Source organism: Paraburkholderia unamae (assembly GCF_003268775.1).
GTDB lineage: Bacteria > Pseudomonadota > Gammaproteobacteria > Burkholderiales > Burkholderiaceae > Paraburkholderia > Paraburkholderia unamae.
The window spans coordinates 290,248-313,392 of sequence record NZ_QLSU01000003.1; the positions used below are offsets into that span (position 1 = coordinate 290,248).

At 60.1% G+C, this 23,145-nt stretch carries 20 protein-coding genes and 2 pseudogenes; 13 read left to right on the forward strand and 9 right to left on the reverse strand.

Annotated features, from left to right (window positions below):
- The 9 genes from C7401_RS06485 to C7401_RS06515 form a co-directional block, all read right to left on the reverse strand.
- The coding region (locus C7401_RS06485; RefSeq protein ID WP_258396910.1) for an LLM class flavin-dependent oxidoreductase at positions 1–1,139 on the reverse strand (1,139 nt) is incomplete at its 3' end.
- A gap of 142 nt (positions 1,140–1,281) precedes the next feature.
- Positions 1,282–1,581 (reverse strand): hypothetical protein, encoded by a 300-nt coding sequence (locus C7401_RS44270; protein WP_146757888.1) that lies wholly within the window; start codon positions 1,579–1,581, stop codon positions 1,282–1,284.
- Between the two features lie 104 nt (positions 1,582–1,685).
- Entirely contained in the window at positions 1,686–2,900 is a 1,215-nt protein-coding gene (locus tag C7401_RS06490; RefSeq protein ID WP_112170528.1) for a CaiB/BaiF CoA transferase family protein, read from the reverse strand.
- A gap of 51 nt (positions 2,901–2,951) precedes the next feature.
- Positions 2,952–4,397: an NAD-dependent succinate-semialdehyde dehydrogenase gene (locus C7401_RS06495; protein ID WP_112170529.1), complete on the reverse strand. Its 1,446-nt coding sequence runs from the start codon at positions 4,395–4,397 to the stop codon at positions 2,952–2,954.
- Between the two features lie 4 nt (positions 4,398–4,401).
- The gene (locus C7401_RS06500) at positions 4,402–5,478 is read right to left on the reverse strand and encodes an alcohol dehydrogenase (protein WP_181565506.1); all 1,077 of its coding nucleotides are present in this window, start codon (positions 5,476–5,478) and stop codon (positions 4,402–4,404) included.
- 193 nt (positions 5,479–5,671) lie between these two features.
- On the reverse strand, positions 5,672–6,862 hold the full coding sequence (locus C7401_RS06505) for a porin (RefSeq protein ID WP_112170531.1): 1,191 nt from the start codon (positions 6,860–6,862) through the stop codon (positions 5,672–5,674).
- 122 nt (positions 6,863–6,984) lie between these two features.
- Complete coding sequence (locus tag C7401_RS44275; RefSeq protein WP_146757889.1) at positions 6,985–7,185, reverse strand: hypothetical protein; 201 nt, start codon at positions 7,183–7,185, stop codon at positions 6,985–6,987.
- Between the two features lie 68 nt (positions 7,186–7,253).
- Positions 7,254–8,042, reverse strand: coding sequence for a flavin reductase family protein (locus tag C7401_RS06510; RefSeq protein WP_112170532.1), 789 nt, complete (start codon positions 8,040–8,042; stop codon positions 7,254–7,256).
- Between the two features lie 26 nt (positions 8,043–8,068).
- Positions 8,069–9,130 (reverse strand): LLM class flavin-dependent oxidoreductase, encoded by a 1,062-nt coding sequence (locus C7401_RS06515; protein WP_112170533.1) that lies wholly within the window; start codon positions 9,128–9,130, stop codon positions 8,069–8,071.
- Between the two features lie 322 nt (positions 9,131–9,452).
- Between C7401_RS06515 and C7401_RS06520 the strand changes: the two genes are divergently transcribed.
- The 13 genes and pseudogenes from C7401_RS06520 (at position 9,453) to C7401_RS06575 (ending at position 23,129) form a co-directional block, all read left to right on the forward strand.
- On the forward strand, positions 9,453–11,102 hold the full coding sequence (locus tag C7401_RS06520) for a long-chain fatty acid--CoA ligase (protein WP_112170534.1): 1,650 nt from the start codon (positions 9,453–9,455) through the stop codon (positions 11,100–11,102).
- Between the two features lie 10 nt (positions 11,103–11,112).
- Positions 11,113–12,324 (forward strand): SDR family NAD(P)-dependent oxidoreductase, encoded by a 1,212-nt coding sequence (locus tag C7401_RS06525; protein ID WP_112170535.1) that lies wholly within the window; start codon positions 11,113–11,115, stop codon positions 12,322–12,324.
- A gap of 33 nt (positions 12,325–12,357) precedes the next feature.
- The gene (locus tag C7401_RS06530) at positions 12,358–13,122 is read left to right on the forward strand and encodes a carboxymuconolactone decarboxylase family protein (protein ID WP_112170536.1); all 765 of its coding nucleotides are present in this window, start codon (positions 12,358–12,360) and stop codon (positions 13,120–13,122) included.
- Positions 13,109–13,921, forward strand: coding sequence for an SDR family NAD(P)-dependent oxidoreductase (locus tag C7401_RS06535; RefSeq protein ID WP_220092809.1), 813 nt, complete (start codon positions 13,109–13,111; stop codon positions 13,919–13,921). Before C7401_RS06530 ends, C7401_RS06535 begins: the two co-directional genes overlap by 14 nt.
- A gap of 45 nt (positions 13,922–13,966) precedes the next feature.
- Positions 13,967–14,740, forward strand: a complete 774-nt coding sequence (locus C7401_RS06540) for an enoyl-CoA hydratase/isomerase family protein (RefSeq protein ID WP_112170538.1) — start codon at positions 13,967–13,969, stop codon at positions 14,738–14,740.
- An 88-nt stretch (positions 14,741–14,828) separates the two neighbouring features.
- Positions 14,829–16,031 (forward strand): annotated as a pseudogene (locus tag C7401_RS46250) (acyl-CoA dehydrogenase family protein); the annotation flags it as partial.
- A 660-nt stretch (positions 16,032–16,691) separates the two neighbouring features.
- A pseudogene (locus C7401_RS46255) lies at positions 16,692–17,117 on the forward strand (acyl-CoA dehydrogenase family protein); the annotation flags it as partial.
- A gap of 60 nt (positions 17,118–17,177) precedes the next feature.
- Entirely contained in the window at positions 17,178–19,277 is a 2,100-nt protein-coding gene (locus C7401_RS06550) for an acetate--CoA ligase family protein (protein WP_258396911.1), read from the forward strand.
- Between the two features lie 54 nt (positions 19,278–19,331).
- Positions 19,332–19,919, forward strand: coding sequence for a nuclear transport factor 2 family protein (locus C7401_RS06555; protein WP_112170539.1), 588 nt, complete (start codon positions 19,332–19,334; stop codon positions 19,917–19,919).
- Positions 19,916–20,797: an SMP-30/gluconolactonase/LRE family protein gene (locus C7401_RS06560; protein ID WP_112170540.1), complete on the forward strand. Its 882-nt coding sequence runs from the start codon at positions 19,916–19,918 to the stop codon at positions 20,795–20,797. Before C7401_RS06555 ends, C7401_RS06560 begins: the two co-directional genes overlap by 4 nt.
- Before the next feature lie 12 nt (positions 20,798–20,809).
- Entirely contained in the window at positions 20,810–21,562 is a 753-nt protein-coding gene (locus C7401_RS06565) for an SDR family NAD(P)-dependent oxidoreductase (RefSeq protein ID WP_112170541.1), read from the forward strand.
- A 105-nt stretch (positions 21,563–21,667) separates the two neighbouring features.
- Positions 21,668–22,426: an ABC transporter ATP-binding protein gene (locus C7401_RS06570; protein WP_112170542.1), complete on the forward strand. Its 759-nt coding sequence runs from the start codon at positions 21,668–21,670 to the stop codon at positions 22,424–22,426.
- Positions 22,419–23,129, forward strand: coding sequence for an ABC transporter ATP-binding protein (locus tag C7401_RS06575; protein WP_112170717.1), 711 nt, complete (start codon positions 22,419–22,421; stop codon positions 23,127–23,129). The genes C7401_RS06570 and C7401_RS06575 overlap by 8 nt, the downstream gene beginning before the upstream one ends.
- Positions 23,130–23,145: the final 16 nt, after the last annotated feature.

The following is a 23,145-nucleotide window of genomic DNA, read 5'->3' on the forward strand; positions in this document are numbered from 1 at the left end:
TCGTTGCGCGCCAGTTCCTTGCGCACTGCCGGGATGATCTTGTCGCCCCAGAGCTCGATCTGCTTGAGCATCGTCTTCTGGTCGCAGTCACCAAGCTGCGTTTGCAGCGCAATGTGGTTCGGCTTCAGGATTTCGATTTCGGTGAGCAGTTTGTCGATCACCTCATTCACTGAGCCGACCGGCAGATTGGCGCGCAGCTGGTCGAGGGTCATGTCGGCGGCGCACGGCGTTTCCCTCACGAGGTAGCCGTCGTCCATGTCCATGCGACGATCCTTCAGCGATTCCGAAATACGACGCGCCCAGCGCGCCGAATCGAGATACGCCGTGATGTCCGATTCGTTATCCGATGCAAATCCACAGCGCAGGAAGCCGATCTTGGTCTTCGACAGGTCCTTGCCCAGTTCCGTGGCCAGCCCCTCAAGGCGAGCGCGCAAACCGCGCAGCGCGTCGTCGCCGCCGTGCAGGACTGTCGTGAAGAGGTTCACGTTTTCCTTGAATGCGCGGCCCAGCGTGCCCGGGTTCATCGACGTGATCCAGAGCGGCACCTTTTTCTGCACGGTACGGATCGCAACCGACGTCGGCAGCATTTCGAAATGCTTCCCCTTGTAGTCGAAGACCTTCTGGCCCAGGCCGTGGTTAATCATGTCCCACATTTCGTGGAAGATCTCACCGCTGTTTGCGAGGTTGCAGCCGAAGCGCTCAAATTCGAATTGCTGGTAGCCCGAGCCGATGCCCAGTTCGAGACGGCCTTCGGAGAGCGTGTCTGCGAGACCGATTTCAGCGAGCAGACGTGCCGGGTGATACAGGGGCAGAATGCAAACTGCTGAACCCAGACGGATCTTTGTCGTCTTGGCCGCTGCGTGGGCAATCGTCATCAGGGGCGACGGCGAGAGCGAGTAGTTGTTGAAGTGGTGCTCTGCGTACCACGCGGCATCGAAACCGGCCTGTTCGGCGACAACCGTCTGCTCGATCGTATTGTGAATCACGCTCTGCGAAGTCTGCGCGTACGAGCGTTGCTGGCCCAAAAGAAATACACCGAATTCCATGATGACGTCTCCGTTGTAATGGTTAGCTGGATGGTCGATTACTGGCTGGATCTCCACTGGAATCGATTCTAAGTAGTTCGACGAATCCAGCACAATCCAAGAATCTCGCTTTCTGAATTAAGAATTTGACATCAATACTCTTCAGATTGCGTCTCTAGTACGTAGTAAAGTACGTTTGCCAAAAAGGAGAGATTTCAGTGCTGGTGCGCTGGCCCGGAAGGGAATTGGCATACCTTCAATCGCTCCATGAACGAGTCGCGATGCGCAGCACACGATCCTGTAACGCGAAGAAATCGATGTTGTGAAGTTTCGCGACGGTGATGCGCGCTTTCAGCAGACGTTGGCTGATCACTTCGCGGGAAGCAGGCGACATGTCGATGCTGACCGAGCTAATCGGTTCAGATGCTGTGCGGTGTGCTCGCGAGTGAGTGGAGAACGGCTTGATGGCGGCGGCATCGGGCGGCCGCGCGTCAACGCCATCGCCTCGAACAGCAGCGTGAAACCGCTGAACGTTATGGCCAATCGGACTCGACAAGCGCCACGCGGCCGCCGGTCAAGTTGACGCGCGGCGTTCGGACTTCGAGCTGGCGGAATGAACGGCGCGTCGCCCCGTTGGGGCTCGCGCCGCGTCAAGTCAGGTCACACCACGCCCCGGCTCGCCAGGTCGGCGATACGCTCCGCGCTGTAGCCCAGCACGCCTTGCAGCACGTCGTGCGTGCCCTCGCCCAGTTGCGGCGGCGCGCGCCGCACGGGCATGCGCTCGCCGTCGAAGCGCCAGGGCGGCGCGAGCACCGGCGTCGTGCCCGATTCCGTATGCGGGTGCGGCTGCGTGGTCAGAAGCCCCGCTTGCGTCGCGCGCGGCGAAAGCAGCGCTTCGCGCAGGCCGGCCACCTCGCCGCATGGAATGCCCGCACTCGCGAGCTTGTCGAGCAGCGCAACGCGCTTTTCGGCGGCAATGGCCTGGCGGACTTCGGGCAGCAGCGCGGCGCGGTTCTGCGAGCGCAGGATATTGGTCTTGAAGCGCGCGTCGTCGGCCAGATCCGGGCGCAGCAGCACTTCGCGGCAAAAGCGTTCGTACTGGCCGTTGTTGCCCACCGCGACCACGAGCGGGCCATCGGCGGCTTCGAATACGCCATACGGTACGATCGACGGATGCTCGTTGCCAAAGCGCGGCGGGTCCTCGCCGGCCACGAGCGCTTCGAGTCCGTAATAGGCCGTGATCATGAGCCCGCAGTCGAACAGCGCCATTTCGATGTGACGCCCGCGCTCGGTGCGCTCGCGTTCGTAGAGCGCGGCGAGAATCGCCTGCGCCGAGTACATGCCGGTGAAAAGATCCACGGCGGCAATGCCGAACTTGAGCGGCGGCCGTTCGGCTTCGCCATTCAACGCCATCAATCCGGCTTCGCCCTGAACGAGCAAATCGTAGCCGGGGCGCTCCGCTTCCGGGCCGGCGCGATCATAGCCGGAAATCGAGCAATAAACGAGCTTGCTGTTTTCGCGTTTCAATTGCTCGTAACCGAGGCCCAGTTTCTCCGCGCCGCCGAATTTGAAATTCTGGATGACGACATCGGAAGTCCTGGCAATATCGCGCGCGATCTGCTGTCCTTCCGGCGTTTGCAGATCGAGCGTGAGCGAACGCTTGTTGCGGTTCACGCTGTTGAAATAGGCCGTTTCCGTGCGGCCGATGCGCAAGCCCCAGTCGCGCGTGTCGTCGCCGCGCCCAGGATGCTCGACCTTGATGACCTCCGCGCCCAGGTCACCGAGCACCATGGCGCACCACGGGCCGGCCAGCACACGAGAAAGATCGAGCACGCGCACGCCGGCAAGCGGCAACGCCCTGTTTTCTGAAGCCATTGAATCGTTCCTCATTGCATGGAAAATGACCGTGATCGCGCGTACCGGCGGTCAGACTGCTCGCACCGAAACAGTTTTCGATACGAGATACGCGTCCAGCGCCTCGGGGCCGCCTTCAGACCCATAGCCTGAATCCTTCACGCCGCCAAACGGCAGTTCGACGAACGGTGCTGCCGGCTGGTTGACCCACAGCATGCCCAGTTCGAGTGAGCGCGAAAGCGCGTGAATCGTCTTGAACGACTGGCTGAACGCATAACCCGCCAGTCCGTACGGCAGCCGGTTTGCTTCCTCGATTGCCTCATCAAGCGAATCGAAACTCGTAATGGCCACGAGCGGCCCGAACGGTTCATCGTTGAAAACCGCAGCGTCACGAGGTACGTCGGCAAGCACCGTCGGCGCGAAGAAGTAGCCGTCACTTCCGCATCGTTCTCCGCCCGCGAGCACGGTGGCACCTTTTTCGCGCGCATCGCTGACAAACGATTCGATCGCCGCAAGACGTCGGCTGTTGGCGAGCGGCCCCATGGTGGTATCGCTCTTCAACCCGTCGCCAACTGTTATTTCCTTCGCGAAGTTTGTCATCGCAACGGAGAACGCTTCCACGACGTTCTTCTGCACAAGGAAACGGGTCGGCGAAATGCAGACCTGGCCGGCGTTGCGGAACTTGGCCGCGCCCGCTGCCCGGACAGCCAGGTCGATGTCGGCATCCTCAGCGACGATCACGGGCGCATGCCCGCCGAGTTCCATCGTTGCCCGCTTCATGTGGGCGCCCGCGAGCGCTGCCAGTTGCTTGCCAACCGCAGTCGATCCGGTGAACGTGACTTTGCGGATGTCCGGGTGCGAAATCAGATACTGCGAGACCTCAGCCGGATCGCCGTAGACGAGTCCGACCACGCCGGCCGGCACGCCCGCGTCGACAAATGCCCGCACGAGCGCGGCGGGAGACGCAGGCGTCTCCTCGGGCGCTTTCACGAGGACAGAACAGCCGCATGCCAGCGCCGCGCTCAGTTTCCGCACGACCTGATTGATCGGGAAATTCCACGGCGTGAATGCCGCGACCGGTCCCACGGGATCACGCACGACCCACTGCTGGACGCCGGTATCGCGCGGCGGCACGATGCGGCCGTACGTTCTGCGTCCCTCATCGGCAAACCACTCGATGATGTCCGCGGCATTCAGCACCTCGGCGCGCGACTCGTTTAGCGGCTTCCCCTGCTCGAGCGTCATCAGTCGCGCGATGGGCTCACAACGCTCTTTCATGAGCGAAGCGGCCTTGCGCATGATGGCAGCACGCTCGATTGCGGGTGTGTTCTTCCACACGTTGAAACCGCGTACAGCCGCCGCGACTGCTCGCTGGAGGTCTTCTTTCCCGGCACGTGCCACGGTTCCGATCACGCGGCCCGTAGCCGGATTGACAACGTCGATCGTCCGGTCCTGACTTCCCGGGCACCATTCGCCAGCAATCAGAAGCTGGACGGGTTCGCAATACTGATTGTCCATGCGCTTACGCCCCGGCTTCTTCAATGTTGGCGAAATCCAGCACCGTGCGGCCAACCACGCGGCCGTTGTTCAGGTCTTCGAACGCGTCGTTGATGTCTTTCGCACTGCGCATACTCAACGGCGGAGGCAACAGCTTGCCGCTTCTCGCAAGCTGAACGGTCTCCTTCAGGTCCGCGAGCGTGCCGACGAACGAGCCGACGATGGCTAGCGATCGCTGTGCGATCGGCGGCATGGGCAGGGAAAGCTCGCCCCCGTGCAATCCAACGATCACGTACGTGCCCCCCTTGCGCAGAGCCGTATTCGCAAGGGCGAAGGTACGCGGCATGCCGACGAAATCGATCGCGCCGGCCAGACGGCCGCCCGTCAATTCCAGCAGTTCCGCCCCCGCCTGGTCGTGATTCGAACGCAACGTCTTCGTGGCACCCAGCTTGCGCGCTGCGGCGAGCTTTTCTTCGTCGACATCGCAGGCGATCACGTTCTCAACGCCACGCGCGCGCAGGATCGAAATGGCAGACATGCCCACGCCTCCGCAACCAATCACGGCGACCCAGTCACCGGCACAGGTCTGCGGCAGTTTCGCCACCGCCGCATACGAAGTCAGCCCCGAGCAGGCCAGCGTTGCCGCAAACGCGTCGTCGATGCCTTCGACGTCAACGAGATACTTTTCGTCCGGAACCAGCAGATGTGAAGCGAACGCGCCCGGTGCGGCAATCCCGATGTTGCGCGGCTGCGCGCAGAGGTTCGCTCGGCCCGATTCGCATGCCCAGCACGCGCCGCAACCGATCCACGGAAACACCAGCTTCTTCTGGCCGACGGCGACTTCGGTCACCGCTTCGCCACACGCAACGACGATACCGAGCGGTTCGTGGCCGAGCGTAAGCGGCGGGCGCACGCCACGGTCGCTCAGCATGGCCTTCTTGCCACCGCCCATATCGAAGTAGCCTTCCCACAGGTGGATGTCCGAATGGCACAGGCCGGCATGCGTGATCTTGACCAGGACTTCCCGACCTTTCGGTACCGGGGTCTCACGCAGCTTCGCCTGTAGCGGCTTTCCATGTTCGATGACGTCGTAGCTAAACATTGCGTTGTTCCTCATTGGCTCATGCGTGTCGCCGTGCCGCGGGTATCGGCCTTTGCCTGTACGTCAGTAGCAAAGGCTGGAAATGGTCCATGACCGGAGGTCTTGTTCAGACGTACGGTCATGGATATTGATTCACATGTACAACTAAACAGATTGATACTTCATGAACCACCAGACTGCGTGGCTTCGGTGCTTAAAAGCTGTGACGAATGCCAAGTCGAGCCACAACCTGCTTGCCCGTCGAGCTATCCACGATGTTGTCGATGTCAGCCACGGCGCTGCCGCCTTGCGAGTTCACGCCTCGCGCGTCCTGGTAGCCAACCGCAACGTACAGCATCGTGCGCTTCGAGAGATCGTACGAAGTACGCATGTAGAACTGGTTCGAGTGCTGGTTGCCGACCTTCGTGCCGTCGGTCTTCGTCACGCCAGCCGAAGTCTGGTAGTTCCAGCCCACTGCCGTCGAGAAGAAAGGCGTCCACATGTACTGGGCGCCCAGATCGAAGGTGTTGAACGTGACCGCTGCACCGTTGAATGCGGTCATATTGCCGAACTGGGCATTCGACCACGAGCCGGCGAACGTCCAGGCGCCCTTCGTGTACTGCGCGGCCACCATCGCGATCTGGTATGACTTTGCGCTGGTATAGCCGGCGTCCAGTTGATGGCTCAGCAGCGTGCCCGAGCCATTCGACGTGAACCAGCCCGTGCTGCTCGTCGGGCCGGTCGGATTCTTGAAGAACTCATAGGCTGCACCGACCTTCAGGCCCACGCCCGTGTCATATTGCGCGCCGAAGTTGTATTGCAGGCCATTGGTTATGTCACCCGCGACGCCGCCAAGGGCAAGCCCGCCACCGAACGTCAGCCCCTTGATGTTCGGGCTCAGGTAGCGGATCGAATTGTTTTCGCGCAGGTTGATTGCGGCGTTGTCCAGGTCGCCCGCATGCATGGAGGCGCCGTTCGAGGCCAGCGAACCGGCATCCAGCACCATCGTGAAGTTGTAGACCGAATCGTACTGACGGCCCATCGTCACCTGACCGTATTGTGCGCTTCGCAGGCCGACGAAGATCTGACGACCCCACGTCAGACCGCCTTGGCCCAAGCCACCGGTCGGCAGGTTGATGCCCGATTCCAAGGTAAAGATCGTATGAAGACCGCCGCCCAGATCTTCGTCACCACGGATACCCCAGCGCGACCCCGCCGTACCGGAGAGCGAATCCATGGCGAACTTCGAGCCGGCCGGCGTAACGGTGCCGTTTGCATTCGTCGTGCCGGTGTTGTTCGTGTACGTAAGAGCCTGGTCGAGAATACCGTACACCATCACCGAGCTTTGTGCGTGTGCCGCAGCGGCAAACGTTGCCAATGCGGCAGCAGCGAAAGTCTTTTTCATTGAATGTCTCCAATTTATTTCTATTAATTGAATTATCGAACACAACCGATATTCATCTGCAAGAGGCAAAGAGTTTGAAAAAGCGAGCTTTTTTCAATCTCTGGACAACAGCACTACAAAAATCAAACTGAGCGCTTGAATCTATTTTTCACGCCATTAATTTCTCTAAACTCAAAAATTAACAAAAAAGTATGATCGATGTTTGCGACTCTTCTCTCAATGCGCGACAGGTCCTTGACGACTTCGGTGTTCTCGCTCGAGCGGTTCGCATGCCGCATCAGGCGCTTTTCGCCTCCGCTGCCCCTTCCTTTGGCCGCGAACATGTCTCGCTTCGAAAAAGCAGCGTTTCAGCGCGTCCCAATCAGGGTTTTCTGGAAACCAGCTACGCCGATTACTGCGCCAGACCGCGAATCCCCGCGTTGAAGTTCACCATCGGCGACCCTGCATCGTCGGTAGTCGTCTTGCGGATCTTGCCGACGAACATCTCATGTGTGCCCAAGGTCGTCGTGTGGATGACGTCACACTCGACATTGGCCAACGCGTCAACCAGGATGGGAAGGCCGTCCAGACCCGAATCCCACTGCCCGTTGGCAAAGCGCGGGCAACCCTGCGGCTCCTTCAGGAACTTCGTCACCACGTCGTGGTGCGCCTGGCCCAGGATGTTGGCGACGAACCTGCCATTGGATTTCAGCGGCTCGAGCATGGATGAATCGCGGTGCACGAAGAAGCCGACCAACGGCGGCTCAGCCGAAATCGCCGTCAGGCTCGATACCACCATACCGTTCGGATTGGCGATATCTCCCGTCGTGATCGCGGACACGCCCGCCGGTAGCATGCGCATGGCCGCCTTGAAATCGTCGACAGAACTACCGGCCGAGGTCTCGTTGCGCACGATGTGAGCGCGAATCAGGCCGTCTTCGTTGACCCAGTTGAATTTCGTGGCGAAACCCACCATGGCTTCGAAGCCGGCTTCCCATTCAGCGTCCCCGGCCTTACCGGACAGGAATCGAATCACCTGGGGATTGACCCAGACGTGCTCGTCGTCAGCACGTTCGCCAACTCGCGCAATCGCCTGATTCAGCAGGGAGTCAGGCTGCTCGTCTACCAAGACTTCGAATTGCTTGAAGTGCGACGGCGCAATCAGAGTAATCGCACCACTGTTCGTCAAATGTAGACGCATAGCCGTAGTCTTTCTATTCCGTTCTTTTAAGCCGCGAGCTTGTCGTTGCGCGCCAGTTCCTTGCGCACTGCCGGGATGATCTTGTCGCCCCAGAGCTCGATCTGCTTGAGCATCGTCTTCTGGTCGCAGTCACCAAGCTGCGTTTGCAGCGCAATGTGGTTCGGCTTCAGGATGTCGATTTCCGTGAGCAGCTTGTCGATCACTTCATTCACCGAGCCGACCGGCAGATTGGCGCGGAGCTGGTCGAGCGTCATGTCGGCGGCGCACGGCGTTTCCTTGACGAGGTAACCGTCGTCCATGTCCATGCGACGATCCTTCAGCGATTCCGAAATACGACGCGCCCAGCGTGCCGAATCCAGATACGCATCGACTTCGGCCTTGCTGTCCGAAGCGAAGCCGCAGCGCAGGAAGCCGATCTTGGTCTTGCTGAGATCCTTGCCCAGTTCCGAGGCCAGCCCTTCCAGGCGAGCGCGCAAACCGCGCAGGGCGTCGGTGCCGCCGTGCAGGACCGTCGTGAACAGGTTCACGTTTTCGTTGAATGCGCGACCCAGCGTGCCGGGGTTCATCGACGTGATCCAGAGCGGCACCTTTTCCTGCACCGTACGGATCGCGACCGACGTCGGCAGCATTTCGAAGTGCTTCCCCTTGTAGTCGAACACCTTCTCGTTCAGACCCTTGTTGAGGATGTCCCAGATCTCGTGGAAGATCTCGCCGCTGTTCGCGAGGTTGCAGCCGAAACGCTCAAATTCGAATTGCTGGTAGCCCGAGCCGATGCCCAGTTCGAGACGCCCTTCGGAAAGCGTGTCTGCCAGCCCGATTTCGGCGAGCAGGCGCGCCGGATGATACAGGGGCAGGATGCAAACTGCCGAGCCCAGACGGATCTTCGTCGTCTTGGCCGCTGCGTGCGCAATCGTCATCAGGGGCGACGGCGAGAGCGAGTAGTTGTTGAAATGGTGCTCGGCATACCAGGCGGCGTCGAAGCCCGCTTGCTCGGCCACGACCGTTTGCTCGATCGTATTGTGAATGACGCTCTGCGATGTCTGAGCGTAGCTGCGCTGCTGCGCGAGAAGAAATACGCCGAATTCCACGATGGCATCTCCGTTGTAATGATAGGTGGATTACTGGCTGGAGCTTAATCTGGAGCGGATTCTAAGCAGTTCAGCAACCCTCACACAACCCAGAGAATGTCTCGTTCTGTATTGCGGATTTGACATCAATACTCACGCGATTGCGGCGCTTCTGTGTAGTAAAGTAGCCTCGCCCATGGAGGGATATATCCGATCCAGATTCGGCATTAACCCCAATGGTTGAGCAGTGCGCTTCCTGTATATGGCACGTTGCGGCCCGGTTTGCCTGATTCGGCAAACGGGCTCATGGAGTGAGACTTTAGACAGATAAAACAGGACGACAATGAACGGACTGATGCAACAACGGCAGCTCCTGATCTCCGATTTGATCGAGCACGCGGCCAGCAACCATGGCGATCAAGAGATCGTATCCAGCCTGGGCGACGGCAATATCCATCGCTATACCTGGTCTGCCGCTCGTGGCCGCGCGAAGCAGGTTGCAAATCTCGTCCAGTCACTGGGTGTGGCCGTAGGTCAGCGTGTCGCTACGCTCGCCTCGAATACGCACCGCCACCTCGAACTCTACTATGGGGTTTGCGGCACTGGCGCAGTCCTGACGACCGTGAACCCGCGCCTGTTCACGGAACAGATCGTCTACATCCTGAATCATTCCGGGAGCACGCATGTGTTCTTCGACGTGAGCCTGGCAAAGCTCGTGGCGGAGATCGCGCCGCAGTGCCCGAATATCAAAGGCTTCATTGCGCTGTGCGAAGCCGGCCAGATGCCTGACCTCGCTGTTCCCGGCCTCGCCTGCTACGAGTCGCTGATGGCCGGGTGCAGTGACCTCTATGCATGGCCGCAACTCGACGAAAATAGCGCGTCGTCCATGTGCTATACGTCGGGCACGACGGGCAAGCCCAAGGGTGTTCTGTATAGCCATCGGTCAACCGTACTCCATGCGATGGCCACCTGCATGGCCGACAGCTTTGCCATCAGTGCCCGCGACAGCATCCTTCTGATCGTCCCCATGTTCCATGTGAACGGTTGGGGCATCCCGCATTCGTCGGCAATGGCCGGTGCCAAACTCATTCTGCCGGGCTCGCAACTGTCTGGCGAGAACGTGTACTCGATGCTTCGCGACGAGAAGTGCACCGTTTCCTGCGGCGTCCCCACCGTCTGGCTGTCGCTGCTCGAGTACGCGGAGAATGTGGACCCGGACCAGCGTCGTCGCGACATCGTAGCGACCCGCGTCCTCTCGGGAGGGTCTGCCGCGCCCCGACGCATTATCGAAAAGTTCGAGCAGTATTTCGGTGTCTACTTGTGTCAGGCATGGGGTATGACCGAAACGAGTCCTGTCGTGACCGTGAACGTTCCGCTATCCAGGCACGACAACCTGACGCTCGATGAGCGCTTCGACCTTCAAATGCTTGCTGGTCGTCCGCTGCCCGGCACCGAAATCGCGATCTTCGACGACGAGGGCAACCGCCTTCCCCATGACGGTCACACCACCGGTCAATTGAAAGTGCGCGGCCCCTGGATTGCCCGCGCCTATTACAACCGCGAGGACGACGCATGGGACGCGAACGACTGGTTCGCAACCGGCGACATGGCAACGTTGAACGCCGACGGCTACCTCAAGATCACGGATCGCGCGAAAGACGTCATCAAGTCGGGGGGTGAATGGATTTCGTCGCTGGACCTGGAAAGCGCGGCGCTCAGCCATCCTGCAATTGAAGAGGCGGCTGTTATCGGTCTGCGCCACTCGCACTGGCAGGAGCGCCCGCTGCTCATCGCGGTGAAACGCAACGGCATGGATGTGACGGCTGAAGCCATGCTGGAGCACATGCGTAATCACGTTGCAAAGTGGTGGCTTCCCGATGACGTGGTCTTCGTGGATGCCCTCCCGCACACCGCAACCGGGAAGCTCTACAAGCTTCCGCTGCGCAAGCAATTCGAGAGTTTCAGGTTCTCGACCGATGTCGAAAATGCTTAAGGATATGGCTATGCAGGCCCAGAAAACTGTTCTTGTTACGGGATCCGCTTCCGGTATCGGTTATGCGAGCGCCATGCGCTTCGCCAAAGATGGCTGGCGCTGTGTGCTGGTGGATTACCAGGCTGAAGCGTTGCAGGGTTTGATCGAAAAGATGCCGCAGGCGGGTGAGCCGCACTTGATTCGCGTCGTCAATCTGATGGAGCCCGGCGAAATCGCGGCACTGGCCGCGGATATGCCGCATCTCGACGCGATCATCAACAATGCGGGCATGTCGGACAGCACGCAATTGCCGCTCACGGCAATGACGCAAGAACAGTTTGCGCCCCTCGTCCGTCTGAATCTGGATGCGCCCCGCCTGATTTTCCAGGCGCTGGAAGCGAAGCTCAAGCCACATGGCCGCGTCGTCAATGTCTCGTCGGGTGCCGGGCTGCATGCGATCCCGTTCCGTGGCGCCTACTCGCCCACGAAGACCGGCGTTATCGCATTCACGAAAGCGCTCGCCCATGCTCGTCCGGATCTCGGCGTGACGGCCCTGTGCCCGGGTTTTGTCCGCACGGAAATCGTGCGCCGCCTGATTGAATCGGGCCGTCTCGATCCCGCTCGCGCCGCTGGCAAGACCCCGCTCGGTCGTATTGCCGAGCCGGTCGAACTGGCCGAAGCCTTGTTCTTCCTGGGTAGCGAAGGCGCTCGCCCGCTCTCCGGTTCCGCTGTGTCGGTGGACGGTGCGGCCTCGGTGTACGGAGGGTCCGTCCAATGCGCCCCGGCCGAATATGACGTCCTGGCCATGGATACGGAAACGACCATCGCCGTCGTGGGTAATGCCCCGGACTCCAGCCAAAACTGGATGTCGCTACAGACTGAAAATAAGGACGCCAGGTACCAATCGGTTATTGACGCATCCGTGCTGAACGCACCGGATGGCCAGCGCCTGAACGCGGCACATGAAGCGGCAAAGCGATTCGCTCAGTCCCATACGCAAAATGCAAGCCTGACGCTCCTGCTCCCCACGCAGACCAACGACTGGGCGACCTGCGGTGACGAAGCGGCAGCACGCATGTTCGTCGCGGCACAGGCTTGCGAATGGGGCTCGAAGGGTTTGCGCATCAACTCGCTCGAAGTCCACACGCATACCCCGGTCGCCGAGGTGCAGCCCATCGCCCGCTACATGGCGAGCGCGGCGGCGCAATTCCTGACCGGCCAGTCGTGGACGATAGCGCGCTAAATCGCGGGTATTCAATAAAAAATGGAGACGCGGATGGAGCAGTCGGTGGAACAAAAACGGATCAAGGACAAGTTCATTGCCGCACGCGGATACTGGCGCCCCTGGACCGATACCATTCTGAATCTCCATCCCGCCTTCCTTGAGCGGTATGCGGATTATGCGGGTCAGCCTGCAAGGAAAGGCCCGCTCAGCCCCCGGATGGTGGAACTTGTTTATGTGGCGCTCGACGCTTCATCGGCTCACATGTACGGGCCGGGTCTGACGACCCATCTCAAGGGGGCATTGAATGCGGGTGCAACACCTTTTGATGTGCTCGACGTGCTGCATCTGGTGGCCATGCAGGGGCTGGAGGCCGTTTATGCCGGCACTGCGATTCTTGCCGAAGAACTTGATGCCCAGAAGCCGGACAACAGCCAATCCAACGGCGTTCCGATTGGTGACGAATTCAAGGCCGCTCATCCGGTCGCTGCCTCATTGATCGAAGACCTCGCGCGGTTCGATGCAGAGTACGCGCAGGTTGTGATGGACTTTATTGAATTTGGCGGCACGGGCAAAGGTTTGAGCGATAACGAACGCCTGCTCGTTCAGATCGCATTGAATGCATGCTTCACCGCGTTTAATCCCGAAGCTGTGCGCCTCCATATTCGCGCCGCTTTGAACAAGGGCATTCCTGCATCGGAGATTCTCCAGGTTATTCAGCTTGGCGCGCATCTTTCCGTGCATGGCACTGCCTTGGGCGCAATCTCACTTAACGAAATCATCGAATCCGCCGAGGGGCAAGGTCATGAGTCACAGTGAAAATTCCATGTCCTGGCTGGGCTTCTCCGGACGGACTTGCGTAGTCACCGGCGGTGCGGGCGGTATCGGCTCGGAAACGGCGAGGCAAATGGCGGCTGCGGGCGCGAAAGTCGCGATCCTGGATCGGACCAGCGAAATCTGCGCTGACGTCCTCAACGACATTCTGCTGGCTGGCGGCACCGCGATCGCCGTCGGCTGTGATGTATCTGACGCCGCTTCTGTTGCGCTTGCCGCCGAGACGGTGTTGCGCGAACTCGGCCCCGCTCAAGTTCTGGTCAACAACGCAGGTATCGGCGGCGGTGGCCGCGTCGCCCTGCTCGATGCCTCGCTCGATGAATGGCAGCGTCTGCTGTCAATCAATCTGACGGGCGCTTTCCTCTGCGCACAGGCATTCGGCGCTCAAATGCGCGATGCGGGCAAAGGCGGAACCATGGTGCATGTTGCGTCTATCGGCGGGGACATCGCCATTCCCAAGGGCATCGCCTATAGCGTGAGCAAAGCCGGCGTCCTGATGCTCTCCAAACAGCTTTGCCTGGAACTCGCCCAATATGGCATTCGCAGTAATTGCGTGAGTCCTGGCCTGGTACGCACGCCCATGAGCGAAGCTTATTACCAGGACGAAAGCCGTTTGCGCGCGCGCAATGAGGCCGTACCCAGTGGCCGGATTGCCACCTCAATTGACATGGCAGAGGCGATTCTCTTTTTGGCCAGCGATCGATCCAGTTACGTCAATGGCGAAGACCTATTGATCGATGGCGGTTTGAGCCAGGTTGTCATGGCAAACATTCCGCGCGTCTGATTCATCGTATGCGCAGTACCCGCACTTAACAAAGGAATTAGGAAAATGGAATTCAATACCCTCCTCGTTGAGATCAAGGACAAGATCGCCCTCGTTACGCTCAACCGTCCGGAAAAGCGCAACGCCCAGAACGCCGAAATGCGTAATGACATCATCGACTGTTTCGACGTGCTCGGCGCGCGTGACGACGTGTCGGTCATCGTTGTGACGGGTGCGGGTTCCGCGTTCTCGGCGGGCGCCGACATCAGCGATCGCAAGGACCTCTCGCAGCCTGGCGCGTTCCCGAAACATCACCGTGTCGTCCGTGAATCGGCGTATGCGATCCGCGAATGCCCGAAGCCCATCATTGCCGCCATCAACGGCGCGGCCATGGGCGCCGGCTTCGGCATCGTGATGAACTCTGACATCTGGGTTGCGTCGGAAGACGCTTATGTCTCGATGCCGGAGATCAACGTCGGCCTGGCGGGCGGCGTCTCGTTCCTGAACCGCATTTTCGGCCAATCGCGCGCCCGCCGCATGTTCTACACGGGCATGAAAGTCACGGGTCGTGAACTGTTTCGCCTCGGCCTCGTGGAAGCGTGCACGACGAAGGAAGAACTGCTGCCCTTCGCGATGGAAATCGCCCGGGAAATCGCTTCGAAGTCGCCCATCGCTTTGCGTCTCGCGAAGGAAGCGGCGCGCATGACCGAAAACATGCCGCTGCGTGAAGCCTATCGCTACGAGCAGGGCAACACCGAATTCCTGTCGAAAACCGAAGACTCGAAGGAAGCGCAACGTGCCTTCCTCGAAAAGCGTGCTCCGGTGTACGTGGGCCGCTAATCAACCGGACAGTTAAACGATCTGTGGCGACGAAACTGAAACTGGTTTAGTCGTCCTATTCGATTGCATAGAGTTAATCATGAGTGAAATGGATCAAGCGCGGGACGAAGCATTCTATGCTGTGTTTCGCAAGGAAATCGCCGACTATATCGAAGCCAATGTGCCCGCCGAAGTGCGCGCCGCAACGCGCGCAAACAAGAAGCTGGGCCGCAAGCTCCTGAGCCAATACACGGCGGCGATGGCCAAGGGCGGCCTCGGCTATTCCGCGCCGGGCTGGAGCAAAGCGTTCGGCGGTCCGGGTTGGGATGTCATGCAGCGCCTGATCTTCGAAGAAGTGACGGCGGCAATGGACTGTCCGCAGTTGTATCACCACGGCATTGGCCACATTGGCCCCGTCATCCAGGCATTCGGCACCGACGAGCAGAAAGCACGCTTCCTGCCGCCGATCATCGACGGTTCGGAATGGTGGTGCCAGGGCTATTCGGAACCGGGCGCCGGCTCCGATCTGGCCTCCCTCAAGACCGCTGCTGTGCTGGACGAAGCCGGTGAGCATTACATCGTCAACGGCCAGAAGATCTGGACGTCGCACGCCCAGGAAGCGGACATCATGTACACGCTCGTGCGCACGAGCAACGAAGGCAAGCGTCAGGAAGGCATCACCCTGCTCCTGATCCCGATGAACACGCCGGGCATCGAAGTTCGCCCGATTCACACGATTGACCAGTGGCACCACGTCAACGAAGTGTTCCTGAAGGACGTCAAGGTGCCGGTGTTCAATCGCATCGGCGCCGAAGGCCAGGGCTGGTCGTACGGCAAATTCCTGCTCGACCGCGAACGTCTGAGCCCGGCACTGATGCCGCGCCTGCTCCGTCACGTTCAGCAAGTGACCGAACTGGTTCAGGACAAGATCAAGGAAAAGGGCGCCACCCCGTCGCTGCTGAAGGCACTCGACCGCTTGCTCGAAGTCGAAGCCGGTACATACGGTACGCGTGAAATCCTGCTGTCGGCAATCAAGGAGGACATGGCTGGCACGCTTCAGTCGTCCAAGTCTTCCGCGCTGAAAATGGCGTGCTCGAAGCAGAGCCAGGAAGTCACGTCGATTGCGATGGACGTGCTCGGGCCCGAATACGCTGCTCGCCTCCTCCCGCTGCTGCCGCTGGCAACGACGGAAGACGAGCTGAACCTCGAGCGCAACTTCGTCCATACGTACCTGTTCTACCGTTCGCGTACGCTCGCGGGCGGCTCGACCGAAGTCCAGAAGAACATCATCGCCAAGTCGATCATGGGCGCGGGCTATGCGGTGAGCAACATGTTCCAGGGCGACATGTTCGACTCGTCGGCGCGCCTCGCCGCTGCGGCTGAAACGCAGAAGGGCAACGCCGTCGAAGGCAAAGCCTCGGGCAAGTGGCAACAAGCCCTCGAACTGGGCTGGCAGTCGGTTCTGGTTTCGGAAGACAACGGTGGCGTCGGCGCGACGCTCGCGGACCTCGCAGGCATCGTTGAAGCGGCCTCGCGTTACACGAACGTGACGCCGCTGGTCGAGCGTTGTGCCGTGGCGCCGGTTCTTCTCGAAGCAGCGGCCGCGGCACCGATCGTCGGTCCGGTGCTCGAGCAACTGCTGAGCGGCGAAGCTTCGGTGTCGCCGGTTCTGCAATCGAAGTCGGGCGCGCCTCTCCAGGCGGCTACGGTCAGCCTGGAAGGCAACGTGCTGCGCGGCGCGATCCGCGGTTCGAACGAAAGCGAACCTGCAACGCACCTCGTCTTCAACGCGTCTACCGCAGACGGCCAGGCTTTGGTGCTGATCGCGCGTTCGCGTCTGGCTGATCGCGCCCGGTTCTTCGGTGGCATCGACGGTACGGTGATCGTCGATTACACGGTGGACGGCCTCGAAGTCAGCGACGACGAAATCGTTCTGGTCGGCGCGGCGGCTAATGTCGCGGTCAACCAGGCGCTGCAAATCGGCGCACTGCTGTCATGCGTCCAGATCGTCGGCGCGGTCGGCGCCAAGGTCGAACAGACGATCCAGTACCTCAACGACCGCGTGCAGTTCGGCAAGCCGCTGGCTGTCCACCAGGTGCTTCAGCACAGCGTCGTGGATTGCTATGTGGCCTACGAAGGCATCAAGGGTCAAGTCGCTCGCCTGATCGAAGGCTTCAACGGTAGCGATGACTGCGCGATCGACCGCCTGGTCGTGCTGACCAAGATGTTCTGCGCGGGCGTCGCCAAGGACGTTGGCCACGCGGTTATCCAGATGCACGGCGGCATGGGTATGACGGTCGAAATGCCTGCAACCCAACTCTGCATGCAGTCGCGCACCGCAGCGGAGCGGTTCGGCAACCGTAGCCAATGTCTCGATTGGCTCGTCGCACAAGTCTGAGCCCGACTTGATTCAGGCTCCCCGGCGTGACCGGGGAGCACTCGACCTTATTCGAATACCATGACCTCTTCTACTCTCAGCGCATTGTTTGACGCAAAATCGGTGGCCGTTATCGGCGCCTCGTCGGATCCCGACCGTATCGGCGGTCGCGTACTGCGGTTCCTTCGCGAATCCGGCTATCAGGGCACATTGTTCCCGATTAACCGCAGCGGTTCGGAAATTCAGGGGCTCCCCGCGTACCCGTCGATCCTCGACACGCCCGAAGTTCCGGATCAAGCGATCATCGTGGTACCCACCGGCGGCGTGGAATCGGCATTGCGCGATGCAATCCAGAAGGGTGTCAAGTCCGTGGTCGTCCTGACCGCGGGTTTTGCCGAAATCAACGCAGAAGGCCGCGCCGTTCAAGACCGTATGGCCGCGATGTGCAAGGCCTCGGGCGTTCGCATGGTCGGTCCGAACTCGCTCGGTCTGCTAAACGTTGAATCGCGCCTGTTCTCGACGTTCTCGGTCGTGCTCTACGGCATCAGCCCGAAGGCCGGCAATATCGCGCTGGCTACGCAGTCGGGCGCCTTCGGTTCGGCTTTGTACGGCGCGGCCACGCTGCGCGGCATGGGCTTCAGCAAGATCGTGGCCACGGGCAACGAAGCCGACGTCGATGTCGCCGAAGCCATCGACTATCTGGCTGAAGATCCGGGCACCAAGGTCATCATGGCCGCGCTTGAATCGGCCAAGGACGGTCAGAAACTGCGTCGTGCCCTGCTGAAAGCCGCCAAGGCTCAAAAGCCGGTCATTATCATGAAGGTCGGTCGCTCCGAACTCGGCGCCGCCGCTGCGGCAACCCACACGGGTTCGCTGGCCGGCAACGACGCGGCCTACGACGCCGTTTTCGCCGAGTGCGGCGCGTATCGCGCCCAGTCGCAGGAAGCAATGCTGGACGTCGCGTACCTGATCTCGACCACGGGTCATCTGCCGGTCAACAACGAACTGGGCGTTCTCACGTCGTCGGGTGGCATTGGCGTGATGGTCGCAGACGCATGCGGCGATTCCGGCCTCACGATGCCGGCCCTGCCTGAAGCCGCCAGAACGGCGATGCTTGAACTGCTGCCGTTCGCCGTCGCGGCGAATCCGCTGGACGTGACCGCCCAAATCACATCGGTCAAGAACGGCACGGTCCGCGCTCTGGACATCATGCTCTCGAACAGCAGCTATGGCACCACGCTGGCGTATCTGGCGTCGGCGGGCCTGGCGCCTGCATCGTTCAAGACCAATTACGAGCAGCCGTTTACCGAGCTCAAGGCCCGGCACCCGGAACGCGACGTCATCGTGGTCACGCTCTCCGTGCCCGAAGTTGACCGCGAGCTTGAAAAAATCGGCATTCCGGTCTTCAACGACGCAACGCGCGCCACGCTGGCACTGGGTGCGGCCGCAACGATCCGCGCACGTTGGGCGAACCTCTACGAACCGGCCGAAGCAAAGCGCGAGGCGTATAAGCTCGGCGACGTGAGCACCGAAGCCCTGGCCAAGGAAGCATTGGCCGAAGCCGGTCTGCCGGTGCCGCAAGATGTCCTGGCCATCAACGCCGATGCTGCGGTTGCCGCTGCCGATGCAATGGGCTACCCCGTGGTGCTCAAGATCGTGAGCCCGCAAATCGTGCACAAGACCGAGGTGGGCGGCGTCATTCTGAACGTCAAGAACGCCGACGCCGTGCGTGCAGCCCACCAGCAGATCCTGGACAGCGTGCATGTCCACGTACCTGACGCACAGATCGACGGCATCCTCGTGTGCCCGATGATCGTAGGCGGCACCGAAATGATCCTCGGGGTGAACAACGACGCAACCTTTGGCCCGATGATTCTCGTGGGCGCCGGTGGTGTCAATACCGAACTGTACAAGGACGTGTCCCTGGTCTCCGCTCCCCTCACGCAAGCGCGCGCGCGTCAGGCGATCGACAGGGTGAAGGCTACGGCACTCCTGAAAGGCTGGCGTGGTTCAGCGCCCAAGGACATGGACGCACTGGTCACGGCAATGGTCAAACTCTCGGACTTCGCGATGAATCATCCGGAAGTCATGAGTGTGGACGTCAATCCGCTTGTCGTGCGTGAAGCCAGTGCCGCAGTGCTCGACGCTGTGATCATCAAGCATCCTGAAGCGGCGCTTTAAGCCGTGTACGTGGCCGGACGACCCGGCCACCATCCCACCCACGCCAGGAATGACATGAGCCAATCTGAAATTCCGAATCAAGCCATGCAAGACCTGCTTGACCGCGAAGCGATTCGCGAATGCCTCTATCGCTATTGCCGTGGCGTGGATCGAGGCGACGAGATTGCGCTGCGCGCGACCTACTGGAAGGACGCCACGGACCGCCACGGCCCCTATCAGGGCACAGCTTCAGGATTCTGCGACTGGGCGATGGAATCGCTCAAAACCGCCGGCCGCATGATTCATATGATCGGCAACATCATGATCGAATTACACGGCGACCGTGCACTGGCCGAAAGCTATTTCCACGCTGTTCAGGAAGACCGAAAAATCGCGAATACGCCCACGGAAGTTGTTCTCTATGGGCGCTATATCGACCGTTTCGAGAAGCGCGGCGGCGAATGGAAAGTCGCGGCGCGCACCGTCGTCTACGACTGGAGCCGCTCGACGCCCATCGAAGCCACTACCGAAACCGAAATGTTTGGGACGGCTCGTCGTCCGTTGGGCTCCCGCTACCCGACGGATACGCTCTATGAAGTTCGCGCCGATATTCTGGCGCTGAATGCGGCTGAAGTAGAAGGCACCGGCAAGAAAGCATCATGACAAATCATTCTATCGACGTTATCGGAACATCCCGCGACGCCCTGGGCGAGTGCCCGCTGTGGGATGATCGCAAGCAGATTTTGTACTGGATCGATTCCCACGCACGCCAGGTGAAGGCGCGTGATCTGAAAGCCGAATCCCTGCGCGAATGGGAACTGCCTTCACAGATCGGCTCCATAGCCTTGTGTGAAAGCGGTCGTCTTCTCGTCGCACTCGCCGACACGTTCTGCTTTCTCAATCCCGAAACCGGCGACGTCACGCACTTTGTGGATGTGGCGCATCCCGCTCCGAACATGCGGCTCAACGACGGTCGTGTTGATCGTGCAGGCCGCTTTGTTGTTGGCTCGATGGCGCTCGGGCGCCGGGAGCCGGTGGGCGAACTGTATCAACTCGACGGCCAAGGCAATCTGAAGGTTCTGGAAACGGGGATTTGCGTCACCAATTCCACCTGCTTTAGTCCCGATGGCAAGCATCTTTACTTCTCGGACAGCCTGAGCCACCAATTGCGCCGTTATCGCTATGACTCGGCGTCCGGCGCCATTAGCGAACGGACGCTGTTCGTCGACACGACGTCACTGAAGTCGGGTCCAGACGGCGCCACGATCGACACACAGGGCAACCTTTGGGCGGCAATGGTCATCTCGGGCCAGTTGGCCCGGTTTTCTCCTGACGGCCGGCTGGATCTGCTGATCGATCTGCCTACGGTCTATCCGACCTGCCCCGCTATTGGCGGTCCGGATTTCGACACGATCTTCGTCACCTCCATCAGCAACAGCGGCAATGCGTTGAAGAGCGAGAACCCGAACGCAGGCGCTGTGGTTGCGATTACGGGTACGGGTGCACGTGGCCTGGCCGAATGCCGGTTTAACGATCTTTAATCAGGAATTGAAATGACGAAGCAACTGGAAGGCAAAGTCGCACTCGTAACAGGCGGCGCACAGGGTATCGGTCGCGGCATTGTCGACAAGTTCATCGCCGAAGGCGCGGTCGTCGGCATTCTGGATCGCGATCTGGAAAAAGCGCAGGCCGCCGTCGATGAAATCAAGGCACTGGGCGGCCAAGCCTATGCTTTCGGCGGCGATGTGGCAAAACGCGAAACCATTTTCAATGCCGCGGGTGGTCTGGTTGAACAAGCGGGCCGTTTCGACATCATGGTCAGCAATGCCATGTGGGTTCGTTATGCCCCGGTATTGGAGATCACGGAGAAAGACGTGTCGATGATGACCGGCACGGGTTTTAACTCCGTTGTCTGGGGCATCCAGGCGGCGGCTGAATACATGAAGGAAGGCGGTTCGGTCGTCAATATCGCATCCTCGTCGGGCTTTATCGGATTGCCCAAGGCCCTGATCTACTGCGGCGTCAAGGCCGGTGTTCTGGGCTTGATGCGCAGTGCGGCTGCTGAATTGGGTCCGCGTGGCATTCGCGTCAATTCGGTTGCGCCTGGCTATACGGAAACGGAAGGCGTGGTCAAGAACGTCAGCGAAGAAACGCGCAAAATCCGCCAGGCCAAGACGCCAATGCCGCGTTTGGGCAAACCCGAAGACATCGCGAACGCTGCCTGCTTCCTGGCTTCGGATCAAAGCGCGTTCGTGAACGGCGAATGCGTCCGCGTTGACGGCGGATCGGCAATTGCCTACCTGTAAGCGATAACCGTTCTCTCCCGCTGTTCCGCGCTGTAATGAAGCACCGGTGGTCATGCAGGTCATGACCACGAGTCAAAAAAATAATTAGAGCGATATTGGAGATACATGAGCAGCGATAACATCCTCGAAGCGCGAGGCCTCTCGAAGGAATTTCGTGGGTTTCATGCGGTGAAAGATGTCGATTTGAATATCAAACGACACTCGATTCACGCATTGATCGGTCCGAACGGGGCCGGTAAGACGACGTGCTTCAACCTGTTGACGACGTTTCTTAGACCCACTACGGGTGTGATCCGTTTTAACGGCCGCTCCATCGAGAAAAGCAATCCTGCTCAGGTCTCCAATATGGGCCTCGTGCGCAGCTTCCAGATCAGTGCCGTGTTTGGCACCATGACGGTGCTGGAAAACGTACGAATCGCGTTGCAGCAACGAAAGACACGCTGGAGCTATCAATTCTGGCGCAGTCAGCATGTGCTCCGCGCGCTGGACGAGCGCGCCCGCGAATTGATCGACCTGGTCGAGCTGACACCCTGGCTCGACGTCAAGGCTGCGAATCTGTCCTACGGCCGCAAACGGGCACTCGAACTCGTGACCACGATTGCGCTCGATCCGGAATTGATTCTCCTGGACGAGCCGATGGCCGGCCTCGGCCATGAGGACATCGAACCCGTGACGCAACTGATTCAGCGCGTAGCCCAGGGCCGCACGATTCTGATGGTTGAGCACAACATGAAAGTGATCGCGCAACTGTGCGACCGCGTGACCGTTCTGCAATCTGGCGAGATATTGGCCGAAGGCACTTACGATGAAGTGTCCACGAACCCCGCAGTTGTGGAAGCTTATGTGGGGGGCGCCGATGAGTGACCCAAAACTAACCCTCAAGATTGAGAATCTCGCGGCTTTCTATGGCGAAACCCGCGCGCTCCACGGCGTGTCGCTCGAAGTCCGCGAAGGCGAAATCGTGTGCCTGTTGGGCCGCAATGGAGCCGGCAAGACCAGTATCCTGCGCTCGATTATGGGCATCCAGGTACGTCGGGAAGGCTCGATCAAGATCAACGGCGTCGAAAGCGCGAAATTGACCTCCGACGGATGCGCCAAACTCGGGGCCGCCTACTGCCCCGAGGAGCGCGGGATCTATTCATCGCTCACCACGAAGGAAAATCTGCTGTTGCCGCCGGTTCTGAAGCCTGGTGGCCTTTCCGTGGCCGAGATCTACGCATTGTTCCCGAACCTGAAGGCCCGGGAAAACAGTATCGGCACCCAGCTCTCGGGCGGCGAGCAGCAGATGCTGGCCATGGGCCGGATTCTGCGAACAGGTGCGAAGTTCCTGCTCCTGGATGAGTGCACAGAAGGTCTGGCGCCCGTAATCGTCAAGCGCATCGGCGAAACGATTCGTGGCCTTCGTGAGCGCGGGTTCACGGTTTTGATGGTGGAGCAGAATTTCCGCTTCGCTTCGAAGCTCGCGGATCGTTTCTACGTGATCGAAGAAGGTCACGTCGTTGACGAGTTCAGCCGCCAGGCAATCGAAAAAGATCCGTCACGCGTTGAAGCGCTGCTCGGTGTCTAAGCATGGCCAAAAATAG